Origin of the sequence: Chryseobacterium sp. (assembly GCF_045629545.1) — a bacterium.
Lineage (GTDB): Bacteria > Bacteroidota > Bacteroidia > Flavobacteriales > Weeksellaceae > Chryseobacterium.
In genome coordinates this window covers 1-20,937 of the sequence record NZ_JAZQRK010000008.1, presented here as the reverse complement: position 1 = coordinate 20,937, position 20,937 = coordinate 1, and the positions used below count along the sequence as shown (strand labels likewise).

Here is a 20,937-nt window from a genome sequence, read left to right as displayed (position 1 = left end):
GTTTTTAGGTTGTGCATCTTATTCTAATACGTCACTACTAAAAAGAGAGTGGATGCTGGTTACATTACCAAATTTCAATAAGCAAGAACTAATGAACGCTAACGCAAAAATTGTTTTCGAGGAAGGTAATTTTGGAAATTTACATCATGGTATTGCAACCTTCGGTTGTAGTTCTACAGATTTTTATTTTAAAATGAAAAAAAAAGGCGTGATAAAAATAGACCCAAATACTTTAAATATAAAACCGTGTGAAGGTATAAAGCTTCAGAATCAGTTTAATTTAAATCTAAAAAATATTAACCGCTATAAAATAGATGGTCATTTTCTCTATTTATATGACCAGAATGGAAATGTAATAAAATCTATCGCAGCCGATTGGGATTAATTTTTTTTTATTGGAAAAAAAGTATTATTCAAACTCATCAAATTATCTTTATTTTTTAACAAAAAACTTTATGAACTCCATCAATAGGAGAATTTTTAGAAAATGGTATTATTTTTGTGAGTTAAATTCTAATCAAGAAAACACTTTATCTACAAGTGGTCTTTTAAAAATTATTATAGTACCTCCCGCCATGAAGAAACACTTACTTTTATTTGCATTATTAATGAGTATTCTAAGTTTTGCACAAGCTATTAAAAATGATTCTTTGCCCAAAACAATCGGATCAATTCCAAATTTTGATGTGGTAAAAACCAAACTCAATTTAAAAGACGTTGTGGTGAGTGCAGATTCTCCACCTGAGTTTCCTGGAGGATTTCCAGCATTCAACAAAAGTTTTGTGGAAGGTATCCCAACTCTGGGATTAAAGCATAATAAGAAACTAGATACACATATCTATTTCATTGTAGAAAAGGACGGATATGTAAGAAATATGGTAGCACTTGGAAGCGATAAGAAGCACAATGAAGCAGCAGAATTGGGTATAAAAAGGGTTACAAAGCGATGGAAACCCGCATTAGTAGGCGGGAAACCAGTACGCTATTTGTATAATTTTTCTTTGGTACCTAAGAAGTTTTAGGATAATAACAGATTATTTGCCAATCATTTTTTTTATCGAATTCAGCTTCATCAAAGCTTCAATTGGCGTCAGGGTATTGATGTCAATTTTCGTTAATTCATCTCTGATGCTTTCCAAAACAGGATCATCAAGCTGGAAAAATGATAATTGCATATTTTCTTCTGTTACCTTTTTTATGTTTTCAGAAGAGCTTGCCTGAGAACGGCTAGATTCTAAAGTTTTCAGGATTTCTGAAGCTCTATTGACCACCTTAGAAGGCATCCCTGCCAATTTTGCAACGTGGATACCAAAACTGTGTTCGCTTCCACCAGGAATTAGCTTTCTCAGAAAAATGATATTTCCTTTGTTTTCTTGTATAGAAACGTGGAAATTTTTTATCCTCTCGAAATTTACAGACATCTCATTTAGTTCGTGATAATGGGTTGCAAACAAGGTTTTAGCCTGAGAAGGATGCTGATGCAAATATTCGGCTATTGCCCATGCAATAGAAACTCCATCATAAGTGGAAGTACCTCGTCCAATTTCGTCTAGCAAAATCAAACTCCTATCTGATATATTATTTAGAATATACGCAGCCTCGTTCATTTCTACCATAAAAGTAGATTCTCCTGCAGAAATATTATCACTTGCTCCTACTCTCGTAAAGATTTTGTCCAAAACTCCGATTTCGGCATGTTTTGCAGGCACAAAACTTCCTATCTGCGCCAAAAGGCAAACAATTGCTGTCTGACGAAGTATTGCAGACTTACCTGCCATATTGGGTCCTGTAACCATGATGATTTGTTGCTCTCCTTTATCTAGATAAATATCATTTGGGATATATTTTTCACCTAATGGAAGCGCATTTTCTATTATCGGATGTCTAGCTTCTTTTAGATCTATCGCAAAGCCATCGTTGAGAATAGGTTTTGTATAACTTTCGGTAACAGATAGCTCAGACATTCCTACTGCGACATCTAGCTGTGCGATAATAGTAGAGTTTTCTTGTATTTTATCAATATAAATCATGGTATCTGCACATACCTTTCTGTATAATTGATTTTCTAACACACTTATTTTTTCCTCTGCTCCTAAGATTTGGCTTTCATATTCTTTTAGCTCTTCGGTGATATAGCGTTCTGCATTTACCAAAGTTTGTTTCCTTAGCCACTCGGAAGGCACTTTATCTTTGTGTGCATTTCTTACTTCAATATAATAACCAAAGACGTTGTTGAAATCTATTTTTAGACTTGTAATTCCGGTGCGTTCTATTTCTCTTTGGCACATTTCGTCCAAGAATCCTCGACCTTTAGATTGCAATCCTCTCAGATGATCCAACTCTTCAGAAATTCCTTCTTTTATTACATTTCCTTTTAATAAAAGTACAGGTAATTCTTCATTGAGATGATTCTGTAGTAAAATAATCAATTCGTCCAAATTATTCAGCGGGTCTACCCACGCCATAACATCAGCATGTGGATGCAACAATGCTTTTATTTGTTTGATATCTACTAAACTTTGACGGAGATATCCCATTTCCTTTGGAGAAATTTTTTCGGCTGCCAATTTTCCCATCAATCGATCCAAATCCGAAATAGAACTTAGCAACACTGAGATTTCATATTTTAAATGATCATTTTCATTAAAAAAATCTACTAAAGCCAATCTTCTATTGATTTCTGAGACAGATTTTAGAGGCAGTATAATTCTTCTTCTTAGCAATCTTCCTCCCATAGGCGTACAGGTTTTATCTATAATATCCAAAAGAGATTTGCCTTTAGGATTGCTTGGATAAACAATTTCGAGATTACGAAGGGTAAAATGATCCATCATTAGAAAATCCTCTTGCGGAATAATCTGTATTTTGGTGATATGAGAAAGAAGATTATGGTGTGTATCGTCTACCAAATAGGCAAAAATAGCTCCAGAAGCAGTAATTGCCAAAGGAGAATGCTCTACCCCAAACCCCTTTAAAGATTTAGTTTTAAAATGTGAATTCAGTTTTTCGTAGGCATAATTGTATTGATACGCCCAATCTTCCAATTTAAAGACATTTCTACTCTTTAGTTGATCTGGAATAGCCACACTTCTTTGGCAGATAATTTCGCTAGGATCAAAGGTATTTACTATATGCAAAAGTTTTTCTAGGTTACCTTCACTCACCAAAAATTCACCTGTAGAAACATCTACAAGAGCAATCCCATATTTCTCTTTTTCTTTGTGAAGAGAAAGTAGAAAGTTATTCTTTTTGGAGGTTAAAACTTGGTCGTTGAAGGTAACTCCAGGTGTTATCAGCTCGGTTACACCACGCTTTACAATACCTTTTACGGTTTTGGGATCTTCTAGTTGGTCACAAATGGCAACACGAAGTCCTGCTCTCACCAACTTTGGCATATAAGAATCTACAGAATGATGCGGAAAACCAGCCAATTCTATATGTCCGTCTCCATTTGCTCTTTTGGTAAGTACAATTCCTAGAATCTGAGAAGTCCTTACCGCGTCTTGTCCAAATGTTTCGTAAAAATCTCCAACCCTAAATAATAGCAATGCATCAGGATATTTTGCCTTGATGGTATTGTATTGCGTCATAAGTGGGGTCTCTTTCTTCTCCTTTTCCTTTGCCATTGATCAAAAATAAACACCAAATTTAGGTATAAAAATTAGGGTTACAAAGTTTTGTCACCATACACTAATTAAACCAAGAAAAATGTAATCTATCGACAAGAAAACACCCACATTACTTCGTGCTTCATCCTTGGTCGATACGATGGAAATAAGGTAATAAAAAAAATACGCCTTTTTTAGAAATTTATAAAAAATTATCTTTGCAACATAACACCTAAAAAATGCGAGCATATAATACCAAACATTTCATCAAAATACTTTTTAGCTTACATAAAAGCGACACGATGAAAACGCTATTCCCAAGTATGATTTTGGTGGGTATCTACTCGTATGGCATCCTCTACTTAGAGGTACAATATCTGCATCTTACAGCAAAATCTGGGGTGAGTAATATCGGTATGCTGCATTCGCTTTTGGGATTTGTATTATCATTATTATTGGTTTTCCGAACTAATACTGCCTATGATAGATGGTGGGAAGGTAGAAAAATATGGGGAAAACTAGTGAACGACACCCGAAATTTTGCCGTAAAAATAAATACCATCTTGGGTGATGATGATGTGAAAAATAGAGAACAAATCTCAAAATATTTAAAATACTTCCCTCACTTTTTAGCAAAACATCTTTCTCAAGAATCTACAAGGTTGGCTCTAGATGAAGATTATACAGACATTGAAACCTCGTTGAAGCATCATTCTCCCTCCGAAATTGTGTATTTCCTTACTCACAAATTACAAAATTTGAAAAAAGAAGGAAAAATAACTGAAATGGATATGCTTTACTTAGATCCACAACTTTCTGGTTTCCTTGAAGTCTGTGGGGGTTGCGAGAGAATAAAAAATACACCTATACCGTATTCTTATTCCTCATTCGTTAAGAAATTCATTATATTATATGTACTTGCGTTGCCTGTAGCGTATGTTATTAGCATTGGGATGTTTATGATTCCGCTAACGGTTTTTGTGTACTATGTATTGATGAGTTTGGAAATAATTGCTGAGGAAATAGAAGATCCCTTCAATAATGATGAAAACGATATCCCGATGGAGGCAATTGCACAAAATATTGAGAAAAATGTACATCAAATTTTAGGAATAAAAAACAGATAAAAGAGTTATTACTTTAAAAATAATTCGTAAATAGTAATAGATTAAACAATAAAATATTTTGGTAAATAAATTAAAACTAGAAGAGCTAAACAGAATTGATATTAAAACTTTCAAAAAAGTAGAAAAAATTCCGTTAATCGTTATTCTAGATAATATTAGAAGTATGCATAATGTGGGAGCTACCTTTAGAACTGCTGACGCTTTCTTGGTTGAAAAAATCATTTTGTGTGGCATTACACCACAACCTCCACACAGAGAAATCCATAAAGCAGCATTAGGCGCTACAGAAAGTGTAGATTGGTCTCATGAAGCTGACATTAATACCACCATCGATACTTTGCGTAAAGATGGATACGAAATTGTAGGGATAGAACAAACTACAGATAGCGTAATGATTACCGATTTTGAGATTAATCGTACAAAAAAATATGCGATTATACTCGGTAATGAAGTGGAAGGAATAAGTGATGAAGCTTTACAAAACATAGATACCTTCTTGGAAATCCCTCAGCTCGGTACAAAGCATTCTCTGAATGTAAGTGTATGTGGAGGAATTGTAATGTGGGAGTTTGCAAAAGTCCTAAAATAAAAAAACTGCAAAAGTCTAAAAAGACAGTGCAGTTTGAAATAAATCTAATAAAAAGTAAAAATGAAAGGCGACAAAGATACATCAAGTTTCCTTTCAAAACAATTTTTTACTCATTTATTTTATTAAAAATAAAAATAAAGATTGTAAAACCAGAACTTTTCGTTTAAAATTTTATAAATTAGCACCATGTATATCAAGGAGTATATCTCAAAAGATTTTCCGTGTTTTCAACTTTCTGACTCTATAGAATCGGCAAGAGAAACAATAGAATCTTTTGGGTATAGCCATATTTTCATCAAAAAATCGGGGCATTTTTTGGGTGCTATTTCTAAAGAATCACTTTCTGAGGAAGAAGGACTATTAAAATCATTAGAAAATCAAATAGAGCGATTTGCAATTTTAGAAGATAACAATATGCTAGAAAGCATTCGCCTGTTCTACACGTTTAATACGAATGTTATTCCGGTCATCAATAAAAATGAAAAATACCAAGGCTATATTGGCTGTGATGATGTTTTCCAAAATCTATCTTTATTTCCACTTTTTTCAGAATCTGGAGCCATGCTTACCGTGGAAGTTCCAGCAAGAAAATACTCGATGACGGAAATTGCCAATATTGTAGAAAGTAATAATTCTAAATTTTTCGGTGCTTTTATCAGCTCAATGTCTGATGATGTAATACAAGTTACCATCAAGATAAGCAATGAAAACTTGGCATCGATAGATGCAACTTTCGATAGATACGATTATAGGATTGTTGAAAAATATTATACAGACGAAAAAACAGATCTTTATAAAGACCGACTGGGTTTTTTACAAAAATATATAGAAATATAACATGAAGGCAGCCATATATTCTCAGAAAAGAGATCTCGATACATTTTTATATCTCAGCAAATTTATTTCCGAACTAGAAAGTAGAGGCGTAAAGTCGGTCTTGTTCGACCAAATGGCTGAATCTTTACAATTTTCTAAAATTTTTGAAACGTTTAGCGACAAACAAGATCTTAAAGATAAAAACGTAGATTTGTTTTTCACCTTCGGAGGAGATGGCACTATTGTTAATTCTCTTACCTTTATTGAAGACTTAGAGATTCCTATTGTTGGGGTAAATACTGGCAGACTGGGTTTTTTGGCAAGTTTTACTAAAGAAGAAGCCTTCAAAGAGCTTGATAGTATCCTAAAAGGTGATGTAAAGACGAGCCGTAGATCTGTAATTGAGGTGGTATCTCCTAGATCAGGTGATTTTTCTCCTTATGCCTTGAATGATGTAACGATTTCCAGAAAAGAAACAACTTCCATGATCACGGTAGATTCTTATATTAATGATGAATTTCTAAATGTATTTTGGGGAGATGGCGTTATTGTTTCTACTCCTACTGGTTCTACTGCATACTCATTGAGTTGTGGCGGGCCAATTATTTCTCCTAATAATGAAAATTTCGTGATTACGCCCATTGCTCCTCACAACCTAAATGTGAGACCATTGGTACTAAATGATCAAGTGGAGATCAAATTCCGGGTAGAAAGTAGAGTGCCAGAATATTCGCTCTCCTTAGATTCTAGGCTATTGCATATAGAGACTGAAAAAGAAATTATTTTGAAAAAGGCTGATTTCCAAATACTTCTAGTACAACCCAATCATCTTAGCTTCTACGAAACGATCCGCCAGAAACTACTTTGGGGAAAAGATAAAAGAAATTAGAGATTTCTTAAAAATTATTATCTTTACGAGAATTAAAAAATCCTAATAATTATATAAAAAGTAAATTATGAGCAGAATTTTTCCGGCAGGAGTTGCCACAGGTCAGTTAGTTACAGATATTTTTCAATATGCGAAAGAAAACAAATTTGCATTACCAGCAGTAAACGTTATTGGTTCTAGCAATGTAAACGCAGTAATGGAGACTGCAGCGAAGCTGAACTCTCCAGTGATTATTCAGTTTTCTAACGGTGGAGCAGCTTTCAACGCAGGAAAAGGGTTGAGCAATGATGCTCAAAAATCTGCTATTTTGGGAGGTATTGCTGGTGCAAAACACATTCACACTCTAGCTGAAGCTTACGGTGCAACCGTAATCTTACATACGGACCATTGTGCAAAAAAATTACTTCCTTGGATTGATGGATTGATGGATGCTAACGAAGAATTCTTCAAGCAAACAGGAAAATCTCTTTATTCTTCTCACATGCTAGATCTTTCTGAAGAGCCTTTAGAAGAAAACTTAGCGATCTCCGCACAATATTTCGAAAGAATGGCGAAACTAAACATGACGCTAGAAGTAGAAATAGGAGTTACAGGAGGAGAAGAAGATGGTGTAGACAACTCTGGTGTAGACAATTCTCTATTGTACACACAACCAGAAGATATTGCTTATACTTATGAAAAATTAAAAGCGATCTCCGACAACTTTACTATTGCAGCTGCTTTCGGGAATGTACACGGTGTTTATAAGCCAGGTAATGTAGTTCTTACGCCGAAAATCTTAGACAATTCTCAGAAATTTGTTGAAGAAAAATTCGGGACGGCTGCAAAACCTATTAACTTTGTATTCCATGGTGGATCTGGTTCTTCAGTAGAAGAAATAAGAGAAGCAATAGACTACGGTGTTATAAAAATGAATATTGATACAGATCTGCAGTTTGCTTACACAGAAGGTGCAAGAGATTATATGACAACTAATATTGATTATCTGAGAACTCAAATTGGTAATCCTGATGGAGAAGAGAAGCCTAATAAAAAATTCTACGATCCAAGAGTTTGGGTAAGAAAATCTGAGGAAACATTCTCTACAAGATTAGTAAAAGCATTTGAAGATTTAAATAACGTAAATACTTTAAAATAAGAACTGTACATTTGTATTAACATATAACATATTCATATTGAATGCATTATATGTTAATACATTTTACATTGATACCTTAATACATACAAAAAATGGCATTCGATTGGTTTAAAAGAAAAGCACAAAACATTACAACTTCTACAGATGAGAAAAAAGATGTTCCTAAGGGACTTTGGCATCAAACTCCTTCTGGAAAAGTTGTAGAACACGAAGAATTGAAGAAAAACAATTATGTTTCTCCTGAAGACGGATTTCATGTAAGAATCGGAAGTGCAGAGTTTTTTGACATCCTATTTGATGAAGGAAAATTTACAGAACTGGATGCTAATGTTGAAAGTATAGATATTCTTAATTTTAAAGATACTAAATCTTACACAGATCGTTTAAAAGAGGTAAGAGCAAAAACAAAACTTACAGATTCTATTAGAAACGCTGTAGGTACAGTAAATGGAACTCAGATGGTAGTTTCTTGTATGGATTTTGCCTTTATTGGTGGATCTTTGGGTTCTGTAATGGGAGAAAAAATAAGAAGAGCCGTAGACTATTGTATCGCGCACAAACTTCCTTATATGATTATTTGTCAGTCTGGAGGAGCAAGAATGCAAGAAGCTACGTATTCTTTGATGCAATTGGCAAAAGTACAATCTAAGTTGGCTCAGCTTTCTGAAGCAGGACTTTTATACATTGCCTACCTTTGCGATCCTACATTTGGTGGTATCACGGCTTCATTTGCAATGACAGCAGACATCATTATGGCAGAGCCAAAAGCTCTAATCGGGTTTGCTGGTCCTAGAGTTATCAGAGAAACTATTGGTAGAGATCTACCCGAAGGCTTCCAAACTTCAGAATTTTTGCAAGAAAAAGGTTTTGTAGACTTTATTGTAAAAAGAACAGAAATTAAAGAAATTGTTTCTAAAACTGTGAATTTATTAGCCGTAAAAGCTTAATTTTTACTTCAAACAATACAATCTCTCTCCTTATCGAGAGAGATTTTTTTATATATGAGGACATTTAAAATTATATTCGATACCCTAAAAAGTTTGAGCCTGAAAAAATTGCTCCGTCTTTCATCTACCATCTTCCCTCATCCCCTATTTTCTATCCTTACTTTATATGCTACCGTAAAAGCGTTTAGCATCGCACAAAACTTATACCCTAAGACCGCTTCTAATAATGGAGAAGGTAACGCATTTAGACACGCGTTGTGGTGTTGTCTGATTATGATGTATTGTAGCAAAATATCTTCCCCAGAAAAATCACTAGATTTTTGCAAAAAAATAACAGATTTGCATGAAGAATTATTCCCCAACAAACCTCTTGAAACCAAAATGGATCTTCATAATAACAAGGTTGGAATGGATTATTTCATGGAGATTTTACCAGGCATACATCGTCAGTTTTTCGAAAAAAGTTTCTTTATGGAGGCTTTACAGAAAAAAACTGCTCAGGCAAAGGTACTTACTAGTCTTGAAGATCACTTCGAAGGGGAATTGGTGTATCTAGACGAAAATTAATTTAAGCAAAATCTTAGAATTCTTTAGTTTAAATTTAAATATATTTTAATTTATATATAACGAAAACGATTTTGATACTTAATTTTATCTTGTTTTTTTTGGTTTAAATTTAAATAAACTTAAGATAAATCTTAAAATATTTTCAACAGTATCTTCTACTTTTTGCGGTTTAAATTATTTTTAACTATGTTTATTCCCTCATAAATTTATCCCATGGTTCTTAGTAGAATTTGGTCGGCATTTATCATTATTGCCATCGCCATTGCTAGTATAAAATACATTTCATCCAATAATTACCAAACCATCTTCAACGATATGGTAGTAGGTAAAGGTGGTGATACGGTACAAATTGCTAAAGAAAAAGTAGATGTACTTTTACCAAGCATAAAAGAGGGTCTGAAAAAAGATGCTCATTTTGTAGAAAACAGAATTCACTACAAAGCAGACTCTTTACAACAAAATGTAAATGTATATCGTATACAAGAATCTGATGGTGTAATAGGCACATCAGAAACTGCAGTGAAAATTTGTATTGGTTTAATTGGTATTATGACGCTTTTTATGGGTTTTATGAGTATCGCTGAAAAAGCTGGAGGAATCAATCTTTTAAGCCGATTGATACAACCTTTCTTTTCCAAGCTTTTCCCAGAAATCCCCAAAAACCATCCTGCTTTCGGGCATATGTTGATGAATTTCAGTGCTAATCTTTTAGGTCTGGACAATGCCGCAACACCTTTCGGACTAAAAGCAATGGAAAGTTTGCAAACTTTAAACCCAAATAAAGATACCGCAAGTAATTCTCAGATTATGTTTTTGTGTTTACACGCAGGAGGAATGACTTTAATTCCCGTGTCTATCATCGCCATCAGAGCATCTATGAAATCTCAAACACCAACGGATATTTTCTTACCGTGTATGATTGCTACTTTTGCGGCTACATTGGCTGCGATGATTGTGGTTTCTTTATATCAAAAGATCAATCTGCTTCGTCCTATTGTAATTGCATACGTAGGTGGAATTTCGGCTATTATTGGACTTTTAGTGATCTATTTGGTACAATTGAGTAAAGATGAATTGGATACCTTTAGTAAAGTATTAAGTAATGGTTTAATTTTATTTATATTTTTAGCCATTGTATTGGGTGCAGTTTACAAAAAGATAAATGTTTTCGATGCCTTTATAGAAGGTGCAAAAGAAGGATTTACCACTTGTGTAAAGATTATTCCTTATTTGGTAGGAATGCTGATTGCAATATCTCTTTTAAGAACTTCTGGCGTCTTTGAAGTGATTATTGATGGAATGAAATGGATAGCACAAATGGCAAGTTTGGATTCTAGATTTGTAGATGGACTTCCTACTGCTCTTATCAAACCATTATCAGGTTCTGGCGCGCGTGGTATGATGGTAGATACTATGGCAACTTTTGGTGCTGATAGCTTCCAAGGGAAATTGGCAGCAGTGCTGCAAGGAAGCTCAGATACTACGTTTTACGTAATCGCCGTATACTTTGGTGCAGTTGCCGTAAAGAACACAAGATATACCGTTATTGCAATGCTATTGGCAGATTTGGTAGGCGTTATTACCGCTATTGGATTGGCTTATTTGTTTTTTGCCTAAACTTTTTAATTTAAAACAATGATTACAGATAAAGAATTCACGCTAAGATTGATTCGTCAATTGACACAAGCATTAAATAAATTGATTTTGGACAAACCAGAGGAAAGTTTAATGCAAAAAGAAATGGATTATGATACTTTGATGAAGGATATTTTCAAAATGGATTTTGCAACCATTTCTGCGATGACCAAAGAAGAAATTATCGCAATCGTGAACGAACGACAAGAAAGAGATCATAAAGATTACTACGAGATGTTGGGTAATTTGTTTTATCTAAAATCTAAAGAAAATAATAACCAAGAATTTCAGGGTAAAGCACAAACATTCTACGAACTGTATCTACAAACCAGTGGCATATTCGCATTGCCTTTTATTACAAGAATCTCAGAACTAAAAAAAGCACTTTCATAAGTGCTTTTTTTCATTAGAATGATATTTTATAGCTTCCTGTGGAGGAAGTAGTTGCCTTTTCAGCTTTCACATATTTTTTAACCCAAGATATGGACGTAGAAACTACACAAGGATCAGAAACTCCACTTTGTCGTCTCGCAGAAGATACATTACCCGATTTGTCTACAGTATAAGAGATGGTAATAGAACCTCCAGCCTTACAAGAATGGCTTGGCTGTGCGCCACCACGCCCCATGGTTCCAGGTATATATCCTACTAGTTTTCTATCGATCCCCACTTTGCTATCTCCGTCGCCATCACCACCAAGAGGATCTCCATTATTTCCTATACCTGCGCCTGTACCTTGGCTTCCTGCTTTTGTACCTCTTCCTTTTATTAAGTTTCCAATGGCTGCATTCCCTTTTCCATCACCATTGCCTGCTTTAGCATTTGAGGTACTTGCCGATGTTTTGGCATTTGTCTTATTAGTAGTAGAAGCTGTACTTGTTTTTGTGGTTTTATCAGCTTTGGTTTCAGTTTTCTTAGTTGCGGTGGTATTTTTATTCGTTCCTGTGATAACCTTATCTTTTAAAATAGGTTTTTTCTCTATTGGCTTTGGCTCTGGCTTTGCAATAACTTCTGGTTCTGTTACCTTAGTTTCTACTGGTACTGGTGCTTTTTCTTCTGTTCCAGCGGCTACACTTCCCTCTTGGGGTGCTGGTTCTTCAATACCAACAGCATTTCTATTATCCCCAAAGTTTACCAACATAGTTGTAATAACTTCAGGTTGTTTTTCTACTTCTGGCAATTGGAGTTTATATATAAATACAAACAATAAAATTGCAGACCAAATAGCCACAGAAATAATTCCGCTTTTTATTTTGTCCTTGTTATTTTCGTTTCTATCAACGCTGTAAGTACTCATAATAACTTTAGAATTTTAATATCCTCTTTATCAATCTTTCACAGTTGCAATTGCAATATTAAATTTGTGCTTTTCGGCTATTTCCATAGCAAAAACTACATCTTTGTGCATCGTATTTTCATCAGCTCTTATCGTAAAAGAGGTACTAGATTTTGCCGCTAGATCACTAACTACAGTTTGTTCTAAGAGCTCTCTAGTTACAGGTTTATCATCTACAAAATAGGTACCATCTGGTTTTATACTCACGGTTACAGGATTCGGAATATTGTCCTCAATACTTGCCGTAGTGGGCAATTTCACATCTATTGCACTTTGGTTGGCTGCAGATGAGGTAATCATAAAAAAGATTAGCATAAGCAAGATAACATCCGTCATCGCTGCTAAACTAAACTCTGGGTTGGCCTTATTTCTTCTCTGAATTTTCATAAGAAAAATTTATAAAGGTTTGTTGATAGTATCTAGAAACTCACCAGAATTATTTTGTAATTTCAATACAAATTTATCTATTCTTGTCAGTAGAATATTGTAAAAAAAGTTAGCAGGTATTGCCACGGCCAAACCAACTGCAGTTTGTCCTAGTGCAGTATAGATACCTTCTGATAATGTTTTTGGTGAGAAAGAACCTTCAGCATGAGAAAGATTAAAGAAAGCGATAATCATCCCAATTACCGTTCCTAGAAGTCCTAGCATAGGCGCAATACTAGGCACTACAGCAAGAAGATTAAGGTTTTTCTCCATATTGGCTATTTCTACTTGTGCCTGAGACTCCATTGCGCTTACAATATCAGAAACAGGCCTACCCAATCTAGATATTCCTTTTTCTAAAACTCTTCCTTCAGGAGAATTTTGAGACTTGCAATAGTCTAATGCAGCATCTACTTTTCCATCTCTTATATAGTCTTCAATATTGTGCATGAAGTTGGAATCTGTTTTAGAAATCATTCTATTAATAAAAAAGAATCTTTCAAAAAATAAGTAAACAGAGAACACTCCCAATGCTATAACAGTTCCCATTACAATTTTGGCGAATGCGCCTCCATGAAATAAGATATCCCAAAAGGAAAATTCTAATTTTTCTGCAACCACATTTGGCGCAACTACTTGTGCAAATAAGAGGTGAGTAAGGTCTGTTAACAGCATGAATTTATATATTTTTATTGTGTTTAAACGACAAAAGTAAAGGAATATTATCAATAACTATCTTAAAATAAGCTTAAAATACTTCTTTGATAAAGATAACTTTTAAATATAGCAAAATTCTTCTCAAAAATACATTTGAAAAGAAAATTAATCGAAAATAGAGGGGAAAATTAGTCTTCGTCTATTTCAATTTCATCTTGCTTGCATTCGCATTTAAGGCGAAATGGCAAAATTTGTTCTGTTCCGGTAAAAAAATCAGTGATATTTCCTTTCCAAATCAATTGCAGATCTCCATGTTGATCTTTCTCAAAAGACAACTCATTGTCCGACAAAAAAGCATCTTCATCATCATACAAATCTACTTCCGTAAAGATATCTTCATCTGTATCGTTAACCAAGAAGGTCTTGTCTTCAATTTCCTCGTCTACCGTCGGAAAATCTATGATTTTGAACGACAATTGCGGAAAACTGTTTTGTAAAGAATCATCGTCTACATGGTCCAAAGCATCATCCGATATTATTTCTACTTCAAGAAAATGCTGCTGGTTACTATAAATAGCCTTACAATAAGTACTTTTTATATTGTATTTTAATGTTTCGTCTGGGTGGTAAATTTTTAAAATCCCTTTCATTATTTCTAAAAAAAGATCTGTACTATAATTGTTAAACGTTGTAAGCAAAGATAGAAAAATGTCGGAACGTATAAGAAATTTTAAAATTTATTTTTTATATATAATTTAAGCTTATCAAATCGTTTATTTTCTAATATTACCTATTTTTGTGAATTAAACCATTGAAAATAATGAAAAACATCATATTAAAAACCATTCTCGGATTTGGCTTGGTCTTTACTCTGGGATCGTGTAAGAAATCAGATTCGCCACTTACTAAGGTTACTCCATCCAATTTGGATTCTATAGCTTCTAATTACTATGAGCAATATCTGAAACTTTATCCTTTAGAAGCTACTTCACAGGGTGATCTAAGGTATAATGATCAATTACCCATCAATATCGATAAAGATTTTATCTCTGGGGAAATTACTTTTTATAATTCAATTCAAAAACAACTAGAAAATGTAGATTACAAAAGTCTTTCTGATGAAGACAAAGTAGTGTATGACGTTTTAGATTACACCCTAAAGGATAAAATAGAAGCTTACGCTTATCATCCAGAATATATTCCTTTCACTCAATTTACAGGCTTGCCACTCAATTTTCCACTTTATGGAAGTGGAGAAGGGAGCCAACCTTTTACAACCACTCAAGATTACGATAGTTGGCTGAAAAGAATGGAGAAATTTCCGCTTTGGATGGATGCTGCCGTTGTTAATTTTAGAGAAGGTATAAGTAACAAAATAGTACTTCCCAGAAAATTAGTCATCAAGATGATTCCTCAGATGCGTGCCGCGGAAATAATCACACCCGACTTCGAGAAAAATATTTTTTCTGGACCTACCAAAAGGTTTCCTTCTACCTTTACGAAATCTCAAAAAGCAGAATATACAAAGCTTTACAAAGAAGCAGTTGCCAAATACATTATCCCATCTTATACGAAAATGGGTGACTTCTTGGAAAATGAATATTTACCAAAATCTAGAGAAACCGATGGATACAATAGTTTGCCAAAAGGGAATGATATCTACAGCTATTATGTAAAAAGCTGGACAACTACTTCAAAAAATCCTGAAGAAATAAATAAAATTGGACTTCAACAAGTGGCAATGCTGCGTGCTGAAATGGAAAAAGTAAAACAGCAGGTTGGTTTTACGGGTACCTTAGAAGAATTTATCAACCATGTGAAGACCAGTCCAGATGCAATGCCTTATAAGACTTCTAAGGAAGTTTTGGGAGCTTTCAATGGTATTTTGGCGAAAATTACACCAAAATTGAGCACCATGTTTAGTGTAACTCCAAAAACGAAATTTGAAATCCGACAGACCGAAAAGTTTAGAGAAGCAAGTGCAAGTGCAGAATATATCCAGGGAACCCCTGATGGTTCTAGACCTGGTATTTTTTATATGCCACTTCCCGATCCTTCAAAATTTAATGTAACTTCTGGTATGGAATCTCTTTTCCTACACGAAGCCATTCCGGGACACCATTATCAGGTTTCTTTACAACAAGAAAATACAAAACTTCCAAAATTCATGAGATTCGGTTGGTTTGGAGCTTATGGCGAAGGTTGGGCTCATTATTGTGAAACGCTAGGGCCAGAATTTGGTTTGTACACCGATCCTTATCAAAAAATGGGTTACCTGAGCGACCAAATGTTGAGAGCAGTGAGATTGGTAGTAGATACCGGAATTCACACCGGTAAAATGACAAGAGAAGAAGCTATTACGTATTTCCTTAATAATATTGCCTACGATGAAGCCGGTGCAATAGCTGAAGTAGAAAGATACATGGCAATGCCAGGACAAGCGTTGGGCTATAAAATTGGTTCTCTAAGAATACGAGAATTAAGAGATAAATATCAAAATCAGTTGGGAAGCAAATTCAATTTGGCTCATTTCCATGATGAAGTTCTTAGCCAAGGTTGCTTACCCTTGGATGTTCTGAACAGAAAGATGGAACTTTGGGCAAAAAAACAAAAATAAATCCATTTTGCTTCCTTTAATACACGCAATTAATCATCAGAAGGTCGGTTTTTACTCAATGTAGAAACTGACCTTTTTTTTTAAAAAAAATTTAAACATAGAAGATAAAAATACGATGTATAAAATATAAAATACGAGCGAAAGCAAATTCTCAAAAGTTTTCGTAAACCATCTTAATTGAGTAATTTTGCTAATTATAAAGTGAATGATTTAAAACAGATTATAAATGATATTTTACCATAAATTTGAAGTACGTTGGAGCGATTTGGACGCCAACAAACATTTGGCAAATTCTTCTTATGTACAATATTGTGCACAAACGAGAATGGCTTTTATGAAAAAAGAAAAAATGGGCGTTACTCAGCTTAGCCGTTGGGGAATTGGGCCTGTGGTAATGCATGAAAGATTCTCATTCTTCAAAGAAATTTTCCCAGATCAGATAGTTACTGTAAGTTTGGAAATAGACGGATGTGCAGAAGATTCTTCTATCTACCGTTTCGTTCACAAATTTTACCTTCCAGATGGTACGCATTGTGCAACTTCTGAAGCTACTGGTGTTTGGATAGATGTGATGCTAAGAAAAATGACTTCTCCACCAGATGATGTAGTAGAAGCAATGGACAAATACAAATCTGAGAATACTGTGGTGCTTACAAGAGAAGATTTCAAGAAGCTTCCTTTCAAGCCAGAAAACATCGATCCAGCAGTTTTTAATAATTAAAATAAAATAGATCATGGGTTGTTTCTAGCTTTAGTACTTCCCTACTCTTATTTTTAGATAAACAAAATATATGTTTGAAGATAAATCTCAGGAACTTACTCCTATTTCAAAATTGGGAGAATTTGGACTGATAAAACACCTTACCGAAAATTTTCCTATCATCAACGAGTCTACAGAAACTAGTGTGGGCGATGATGCAGCCATTATCAACCCAGGAAATAAAAGAGTTGTAGTTTCTACTGATGTTTTGGCTGAAGGGGTACATTTCAATTTGGGATATGTCCCATTGAAGCATTTGGGTTATAAAGCTGTGGTTGTGAATCTAAGTGATATCGCTGCTATGAACGCTACTCCAACTCAGATATTGGTTTCTTTGGCGGTTTCTAATCGTTTTCCTGTAGAAGCACTAGAAGAGTTGTATGCAGGGATACAAACTGCTTGTAACCGTTACAAAGTAGATTTGGTAGGAGGCGATACTACAAGTTCTAATACAGGTCTAGTAATGAGTATTACTGCTATTGGACTAGAAAATGAAGAAAATATTGTAAAAAGAAGTACTGCAAAACCAAATGATCTTCTTGTAGTAACAGGAGATTTGGGTGGAGCGTACATGGGATTACAAATCTTAGAAAGAGAGCACGCTGTATATCTTGCTAACCCAAATATGCAACCTGAAATGGAAGGTTTTGACTATATTTTGGAAAGACAACTAAAACCTGAGGCTAGAACTGATGTAAAAGAGATTCTGAAAGGTCTAGAAATTCATCCTACTTCTATGATTGATATTTCGGATGGTTTGGCTTCAGAGATCCTTCATTTGTCGGATCAGTCTAAAGTGGGTTTCAGATTATACGAAGAAAAAATTCCGATGGATAATCTTACCATCTCTACAGCAGATGAACTGAACTTAAATCCAGTAATGACAGCACTAAGCGGTGGTGAAGACTATGAATTATTGTTTACCATTTCTCCAGAAGATTTCGAAAAGATAAGAAACCATCCAGATTTTACCATTATTGGGCATGCAGTAGACCATTCTGAAGGCAACTACATGGTTGCAAGAGGATCTAACCAATTGGTGGCTCTAACTGCGCAAGGTTGGAATGCTTTCTTAAGCAATCAAGATAACGACTAAAATTACTTTTAAATAAATTATAAAGCCATTGTGTAACGCAGTGGCTTTTTTCTTTTTTTTAATTAAAATAAGAAAGGAAAGATATTTAATACCTTGAAAAATAGAAATAATGAATTAAATTACAAAAGGTATAAAAACAAAAAAGACTGACAATCAAACGATTATCAGTCTTTTTTTGTACCCCAGACGGGACTTGAACCCGTACACCCGAAGGCACAGGATTTTAAGTCCTGCGTGTCTACCAATTCCACCACCAGGGCGTGATGTGGAGCGAAAAACGGGACTCGAACCCGCGACCCCAACCTTGGCAAGGTTGTGCTCTACCAGCTGAGCTATTTTCGCATACTTTGTGCGGATGAAGGGACTCGAACCCCCACGCCTCACAGCACCAGATCCTAAGTCTGGCGTGGCTACCAATTACACCACATCCGCATTGTATATTTCAGTATGTCTTTTTTAAAGAACTATGCTCTGTTTTTCTGAGTGCAAATATAGGGCAAAAATCTGAACTTGCAAGAGTTTTTGCAATTTTTTTTATTTTTTTTGCAATTTTTTTTCTCAAGGCATTTATTTACATTTCAATTTAGTACTTTTACATCGTTAATATTTACGATATGGAATTACAAGGAACGGTAAAGAGAATCACTGAAATTCAAACATTTACGAGTGGTTTTCAAAAAAGAGAAATGGTTATTTTAACCCAAGAACAATATCCTCAACCTATCAACATCGAATTTTTATCAGATAAGATCAATTTATTAGATAATGTATCAGAAGGTGAAAATGTAAGGGTAGGAATCAACATCAGAGGAAGAGAATGGGTATCTCCTCAAGGAGAAACCAAATATTTCAATTCTATCACTGGATGGAAACTAGATAAAGTAACAGAGAACGGACAAGAGCCTACACATGCTGCTCCATCTCAGTCTGCATCTCCAGTTTCTGGTCAGAATCCTTTTGCATCAGATGAAGATGATGATTTACCTTTTTAATTAAAGCTAACAATCCAATATAATCCCGCTTTTCAAAATAGTGGGATTTTTTTATTTCTTTGAAAATGTTTAGACTCAACGAAAATGAAATTTCATTTCCAGACCCTTTAATCTACGAAGGAGAAGAAGGTATTATTGCTTTCGGAGGCGATTTGTCTTTAGAAAGAATTTGGTTTGCCTACCAATTGGGTATTTTCCCTTGGTATAATCCGGGTGAGGAAATATTGTGGTGGTGCCCCAATCCTCGTTTCGTATTATTTCCTGAAGATTTGAAAGTTTCAAAATCGATGCGTAAGATATTGAAGAATGATGTTTTTACAATTACAGAAAATAAAAACTTTGAGGATGTCATTAAAAATTGCCAAGAAATTACTCGCAGAGGACAAGATGGTACTTGGCTTTCTGATGAGCTAATGACCAATTTTATTAAACTACACCAATACGGATTTGCCAAAAGTGTTGAAGTTTGGAAAGATGGGGAGTTAGTAGGTGGTTTTTATGGACTACAAATTGGGCGAGTGTTCTGCGGGGAAAGTATGTTTGCCAAGGTAAGTAATGCTTCTAAGGCTGGTTTTATACATTTTGTAGAATCTCATAAGGACGAACTAGATGTGGTAGACTGCCAATCTCATACGGATCATTTGGAAAGTTTGGGTGCGAGATCAATCCCTAAAAAAGATTTTTTAACGATTTTATATAAAAATAATGAACGCTGAGAAAGAAAAATGGATTCTATTAGTAGTACTAAGCCTTATTTGGGGTTCATCTTTTATTTTAATAAAAAAATCACTAGACCATTTTAGTGCCTACCAAGTAGGTGCTCTTCGCGTCTTGATTGCAGGAATCATCCTTTTACCCATTGCAATTTCCAATTATAAACTCTTCCCCAAAAAACAAATAAAGTGGCTCGTATTAGCAGCTATCACAGGAAATTTCATACCTATGTTTTTATTTCCCATTGCGGAAGAAGAGATAAGCAGTAGTATTGCAGGAATTATTAACTCTATGATGCCCATTTTTGTGATTATCGTAGGATCGTTACTTTGGAAATTTCAATCTTCCAAAAGACAACTTATCGGAGTAGGAATTAGTTTTCTTGGAGTATGCATCCTTGCATTTGGTGGAGGAGAAAATTCTGACGTCAAAATATATCCTATTCTCCTACTTCTTCTAGCCACTTTATTTTATGCGATAAGCACCACAACTGTAAAATCTAAACTGATGGATGTTTCTTCTACAGTTTTATCTGCTTTCGTATTTTCGTTTGTTCTTATTATCCCTTCAATTATCGCTTTATTATCCACAGGATTTTTATCTACATTTACTTTTACCGAAGAGAATTTACACGGTTTATTCTTTGTCAGTTTACTTTCGGTATTCGGGACAGGATTGGCGATGATGATGAACTATAGATTGCTAAAGGTCTCTACTCCACTTTTCGCTTCTACAGTGACTTTGCTAATGCCCGTAGTTGCTATTATATGGGGATATTTGGCAGGCGAAAAACTCACAGTAATACAATTTGCGGGTACAGCTATCATTATCGCGGGGTTAGTATTTCTCAGAGCTAAAACAGTTGTTGCAAAGTGATTGTAGTTTAAGTTACCCTCGTTTCACTGGACCAAAAATTAGTATTTCTTAGTTGGATTTTAAGCTGCTTTGGTGTATTTATTTTGGGGTTTATTTTTAATTCCTTGATGCTTTCGATAATGATATTTTTCTAGCCATTGTTTTATT

The 20,937-nt window shown here is 34.6% G+C and carries 22 protein-coding genes and 3 tRNA genes; 17 read left to right on the top strand and 8 right to left on the bottom strand.

What is annotated here, in order from left to right; all coding sequences use genetic code 11:
- Positions 1 to 52: 52 nt before the first annotated feature.
- The gene (locus tag ACKI42_RS01490) at positions 53 to 385 is read left to right on the top strand and encodes a hypothetical protein (protein WP_407401722.1); all 333 of its coding nucleotides are present in this window, start codon (positions 53 to 55) and stop codon (positions 383 to 385) included.
- A gap of 190 nt (positions 386 to 575) precedes the next feature.
- Complete coding sequence (locus ACKI42_RS01485) at positions 576 to 1,022, top strand: energy transducer TonB (RefSeq protein WP_407401720.1); 447 nt, start codon at positions 576 to 578, stop codon at positions 1,020 to 1,022.
- Positions 1,023 to 1,034: 12 nt separating this feature from the next.
- Here ACKI42_RS01485 and mutS read toward each other — a convergent pair whose 3' ends face one another.
- Positions 1,035 to 3,626 carry a DNA mismatch repair protein MutS gene (gene mutS / locus ACKI42_RS01480; protein WP_407401718.1) on the bottom strand — a complete coding sequence of 864 codons (2,592 nt, stop codon included), beginning with the start codon at positions 3,624 to 3,626 and terminating at the stop codon, positions 1,035 to 1,037.
- 221 nt (positions 3,627 to 3,847) lie between these two features.
- On the opposite strand from mutS, the gene ACKI42_RS01475 reads away from it, so the two are divergent.
- The 9 genes from ACKI42_RS01475 to ACKI42_RS01435 all read left to right on the top strand — a co-directional run bounded on the left by ACKI42_RS01475 (position 3,848) and on the right by ACKI42_RS01435 (position 11,709).
- Positions 3,848 to 4,735 (top strand): bestrophin family protein, encoded by an 888-nt coding sequence (locus tag ACKI42_RS01475; protein WP_407401716.1) that lies wholly within the window; start codon positions 3,848 to 3,850, stop codon positions 4,733 to 4,735.
- A 58-nt stretch (positions 4,736 to 4,793) separates the two neighbouring features.
- Positions 4,794 to 5,324 (top strand): RNA methyltransferase, encoded by a 531-nt coding sequence (locus ACKI42_RS01470; RefSeq protein WP_407401714.1) that lies wholly within the window; start codon positions 4,794 to 4,796, stop codon positions 5,322 to 5,324.
- A 186-nt stretch (positions 5,325 to 5,510) separates the two neighbouring features.
- Positions 5,511 to 6,161: a CBS domain-containing protein gene (locus ACKI42_RS01465; RefSeq protein ID WP_407401712.1), complete on the top strand. Its 651-nt coding sequence runs from the start codon at positions 5,511 to 5,513 to the stop codon at positions 6,159 to 6,161.
- A gap of 1 nt (position 6,162) precedes the next feature.
- Positions 6,163 to 7,029 carry an NAD kinase gene (locus tag ACKI42_RS01460; RefSeq protein WP_407401710.1) on the top strand — a complete coding sequence of 289 codons (867 nt, stop codon included), beginning with the start codon at positions 6,163 to 6,165 and terminating at the stop codon, positions 7,027 to 7,029.
- 67 nt (positions 7,030 to 7,096) lie between these two features.
- Positions 7,097 to 8,167, top strand: a complete 1,071-nt coding sequence (gene fbaA / locus ACKI42_RS01455; RefSeq protein WP_407401708.1) for a class II fructose-bisphosphate aldolase — start codon at positions 7,097 to 7,099, stop codon at positions 8,165 to 8,167.
- Between the two features lie 92 nt (positions 8,168 to 8,259).
- On the top strand, positions 8,260 to 9,114 hold the full coding sequence (gene accD, locus ACKI42_RS01450; protein ID WP_407401706.1) for an acetyl-CoA carboxylase, carboxyltransferase subunit beta: 855 nt from the start codon (positions 8,260 to 8,262) through the stop codon (positions 9,112 to 9,114).
- Positions 9,115 to 9,168: 54 nt separating this feature from the next.
- Complete coding sequence (locus tag ACKI42_RS01445) at positions 9,169 to 9,681, top strand: DUF6973 domain-containing protein (RefSeq protein WP_407401704.1); 513 nt, start codon at positions 9,169 to 9,171, stop codon at positions 9,679 to 9,681.
- Positions 9,682 to 9,894: 213 nt separating this feature from the next.
- On the top strand, positions 9,895 to 11,298 hold the full coding sequence (locus ACKI42_RS01440) for a nucleoside recognition domain-containing protein (protein WP_407401702.1): 1,404 nt from the start codon (positions 9,895 to 9,897) through the stop codon (positions 11,296 to 11,298).
- Positions 11,299 to 11,316: 18 nt separating this feature from the next.
- Complete coding sequence (locus ACKI42_RS01435) at positions 11,317 to 11,709, top strand: hypothetical protein (RefSeq protein WP_407401700.1); 393 nt, start codon at positions 11,317 to 11,319, stop codon at positions 11,707 to 11,709.
- A 13-nt stretch (positions 11,710 to 11,722) separates the two neighbouring features.
- Here the strand turns inward: ACKI42_RS01435 and ACKI42_RS01430 are convergent, their stop codons facing one another.
- The 4 genes from ACKI42_RS01430 to ACKI42_RS01415 all read right to left on the bottom strand — a co-directional run bounded on the left by ACKI42_RS01430 (position 11,723) and on the right by ACKI42_RS01415 (position 14,385).
- A complete protein-coding gene (locus ACKI42_RS01430) occupies positions 11,723 to 12,613 on the bottom strand; it encodes a ferric siderophore ABC transporter substrate-binding protein (RefSeq protein WP_407401698.1) in 891 nt (296 codons plus the stop codon).
- Between the two features lie 30 nt (positions 12,614 to 12,643).
- On the bottom strand, positions 12,644 to 13,039 hold the full coding sequence (locus ACKI42_RS01425; RefSeq protein WP_407401696.1) for an ExbD/TolR family protein: 396 nt from the start codon (positions 13,037 to 13,039) through the stop codon (positions 12,644 to 12,646).
- Positions 13,040 to 13,048: 9 nt separating this feature from the next.
- The gene (locus tag ACKI42_RS01420) at positions 13,049 to 13,753 is read right to left on the bottom strand and encodes a MotA/TolQ/ExbB proton channel family protein (protein ID WP_407401694.1); all 705 of its coding nucleotides are present in this window, start codon (positions 13,751 to 13,753) and stop codon (positions 13,049 to 13,051) included.
- 170 nt (positions 13,754 to 13,923) lie between these two features.
- Positions 13,924 to 14,385 (bottom strand): hypothetical protein, encoded by a 462-nt coding sequence (locus tag ACKI42_RS01415; protein WP_407401692.1) that lies wholly within the window; start codon positions 14,383 to 14,385, stop codon positions 13,924 to 13,926.
- Between the two features lie 170 nt (positions 14,386 to 14,555).
- Here ACKI42_RS01415 and ACKI42_RS01410 point away from each other — a divergent pair, with 170 nt between their 5' ends.
- The 3 genes from ACKI42_RS01410 (at position 14,556) to thiL (ending at position 18,208) form a co-directional block, all read left to right on the top strand.
- Positions 14,556 to 16,352 (top strand): DUF885 domain-containing protein, encoded by a 1,797-nt coding sequence (locus ACKI42_RS01410; protein WP_407401690.1) that lies wholly within the window; start codon positions 14,556 to 14,558, stop codon positions 16,350 to 16,352.
- 226 nt (positions 16,353 to 16,578) lie between these two features.
- Positions 16,579 to 17,073, top strand: a complete 495-nt coding sequence (locus ACKI42_RS01405) for an acyl-CoA thioesterase (protein WP_407401688.1) — start codon at positions 16,579 to 16,581, stop codon at positions 17,071 to 17,073.
- A 70-nt stretch (positions 17,074 to 17,143) separates the two neighbouring features.
- Complete coding sequence (thiL, locus tag ACKI42_RS01400) at positions 17,144 to 18,208, top strand: thiamine-phosphate kinase (RefSeq protein WP_407401686.1); 1,065 nt, start codon at positions 17,144 to 17,146, stop codon at positions 18,206 to 18,208.
- 178 nt (positions 18,209 to 18,386) lie between these two features.
- Here the strand turns inward: thiL and ACKI42_RS01395 are convergent.
- The 3 genes from ACKI42_RS01395 to ACKI42_RS01385 all read right to left on the bottom strand — a co-directional run bounded on the left by ACKI42_RS01395 (position 18,387) and on the right by ACKI42_RS01385 (position 18,640).
- Positions 18,387 to 18,468, bottom strand: a tRNA-Leu gene (locus tag ACKI42_RS01395).
- 6 nt (positions 18,469 to 18,474) lie between these two features.
- A tRNA-Gly gene (locus ACKI42_RS01390) sits at positions 18,475 to 18,550 on the bottom strand.
- 8 nt (positions 18,551 to 18,558) lie between these two features.
- Positions 18,559 to 18,640, bottom strand: a tRNA-Leu gene (locus ACKI42_RS01385).
- Between the two features lie 182 nt (positions 18,641 to 18,822).
- Between ACKI42_RS01385 and ACKI42_RS01380 the strand changes: the two genes are divergently transcribed.
- The 3 genes from ACKI42_RS01380 to ACKI42_RS01370 all read left to right on the top strand — a co-directional run bounded on the left by ACKI42_RS01380 (position 18,823) and on the right by ACKI42_RS01370 (position 20,790).
- Positions 18,823 to 19,200: a DUF3127 domain-containing protein gene (locus ACKI42_RS01380; RefSeq protein WP_407401684.1), complete on the top strand. Its 378-nt coding sequence runs from the start codon at positions 18,823 to 18,825 to the stop codon at positions 19,198 to 19,200.
- A 65-nt stretch (positions 19,201 to 19,265) separates the two neighbouring features.
- Positions 19,266 to 19,916: a leucyl/phenylalanyl-tRNA--protein transferase gene (aat, locus tag ACKI42_RS01375; RefSeq protein ID WP_407401682.1), complete on the top strand. Its 651-nt coding sequence runs from the start codon at positions 19,266 to 19,268 to the stop codon at positions 19,914 to 19,916.
- Positions 19,906 to 20,790, top strand: coding sequence for a DMT family transporter (locus tag ACKI42_RS01370; protein ID WP_407401680.1), 885 nt, complete (start codon positions 19,906 to 19,908; stop codon positions 20,788 to 20,790). Before aat ends, ACKI42_RS01370 begins: the two co-directional genes overlap by 11 nt.
- Positions 20,791 to 20,937 lie beyond the last annotated feature (147 nt).

Excerpts from the sequence above, each read along its gene's own strand:
- ACKI42_RS01490 (WP_407401722.1), top strand. The coding sequence starts at position 53 with ATGCTGGTTACATTACCAAATTTCAATAAGCAAGAACTAATGAACGCT.
- ACKI42_RS01485 (WP_407401720.1), top strand. The coding sequence starts at position 576 with ATGAAGAAACACTTACTTTTATTTGCATTATTAATGAGTATTCTAAGT.
- mutS (WP_407401718.1), bottom strand. The coding sequence starts at position 3,626 with ATGGCAAAGGAAAAGGAGAAGAAAGAGACCCCACTTATGACGCAATAC.
- ACKI42_RS01475 (WP_407401716.1), top strand. The coding sequence starts at position 3,848 with ATGCGAGCATATAATACCAAACATTTCATCAAAATACTTTTTAGCTTA.
- ACKI42_RS01465 (WP_407401712.1), top strand. The coding sequence starts at position 5,511 with ATGTATATCAAGGAGTATATCTCAAAAGATTTTCCGTGTTTTCAACTT.
- ACKI42_RS01460 (WP_407401710.1), top strand. The coding sequence starts at position 6,163 with ATGAAGGCAGCCATATATTCTCAGAAAAGAGATCTCGATACATTTTTA.
- fbaA (WP_407401708.1), top strand. The coding sequence starts at position 7,097 with ATGAGCAGAATTTTTCCGGCAGGAGTTGCCACAGGTCAGTTAGTTACA.
- accD (WP_407401706.1), top strand. The coding sequence starts at position 8,260 with ATGGCATTCGATTGGTTTAAAAGAAAAGCACAAAACATTACAACTTCT.
- ACKI42_RS01445 (WP_407401704.1), top strand. The coding sequence starts at position 9,169 with ATGAGGACATTTAAAATTATATTCGATACCCTAAAAAGTTTGAGCCTG.
- ACKI42_RS01440 (WP_407401702.1), top strand. The coding sequence starts at position 9,895 with ATGGTTCTTAGTAGAATTTGGTCGGCATTTATCATTATTGCCATCGCC.
- ACKI42_RS01435 (WP_407401700.1), top strand. The coding sequence starts at position 11,317 with ATGATTACAGATAAAGAATTCACGCTAAGATTGATTCGTCAATTGACA.
- ACKI42_RS01430 (WP_407401698.1), bottom strand. The coding sequence starts at position 12,613 with ATGAGTACTTACAGCGTTGATAGAAACGAAAATAACAAGGACAAAATA.
- ACKI42_RS01425 (WP_407401696.1), bottom strand. The coding sequence starts at position 13,039 with ATGAAAATTCAGAGAAGAAATAAGGCCAACCCAGAGTTTAGTTTAGCA.
- ACKI42_RS01420 (WP_407401694.1), bottom strand. The coding sequence starts at position 13,753 with ATGCTGTTAACAGACCTTACTCACCTCTTATTTGCACAAGTAGTTGCG.
- ACKI42_RS01415 (WP_407401692.1), bottom strand. The coding sequence starts at position 14,385 with ATGAAAGGGATTTTAAAAATTTACCACCCAGACGAAACATTAAAATAC.
- ACKI42_RS01410 (WP_407401690.1), top strand. The coding sequence starts at position 14,556 with ATGAAAAACATCATATTAAAAACCATTCTCGGATTTGGCTTGGTCTTT.
- ACKI42_RS01405 (WP_407401688.1), top strand. The coding sequence starts at position 16,579 with ATGATATTTTACCATAAATTTGAAGTACGTTGGAGCGATTTGGACGCC.
- thiL (WP_407401686.1), top strand. The coding sequence starts at position 17,144 with ATGTTTGAAGATAAATCTCAGGAACTTACTCCTATTTCAAAATTGGGA.
- ACKI42_RS01380 (WP_407401684.1), top strand. The coding sequence starts at position 18,823 with ATGGAATTACAAGGAACGGTAAAGAGAATCACTGAAATTCAAACATTT.
- aat (WP_407401682.1), top strand. The coding sequence starts at position 19,266 with ATGTTTAGACTCAACGAAAATGAAATTTCATTTCCAGACCCTTTAATC.
- ACKI42_RS01370 (WP_407401680.1), top strand. The coding sequence starts at position 19,906 with ATGAACGCTGAGAAAGAAAAATGGATTCTATTAGTAGTACTAAGCCTT.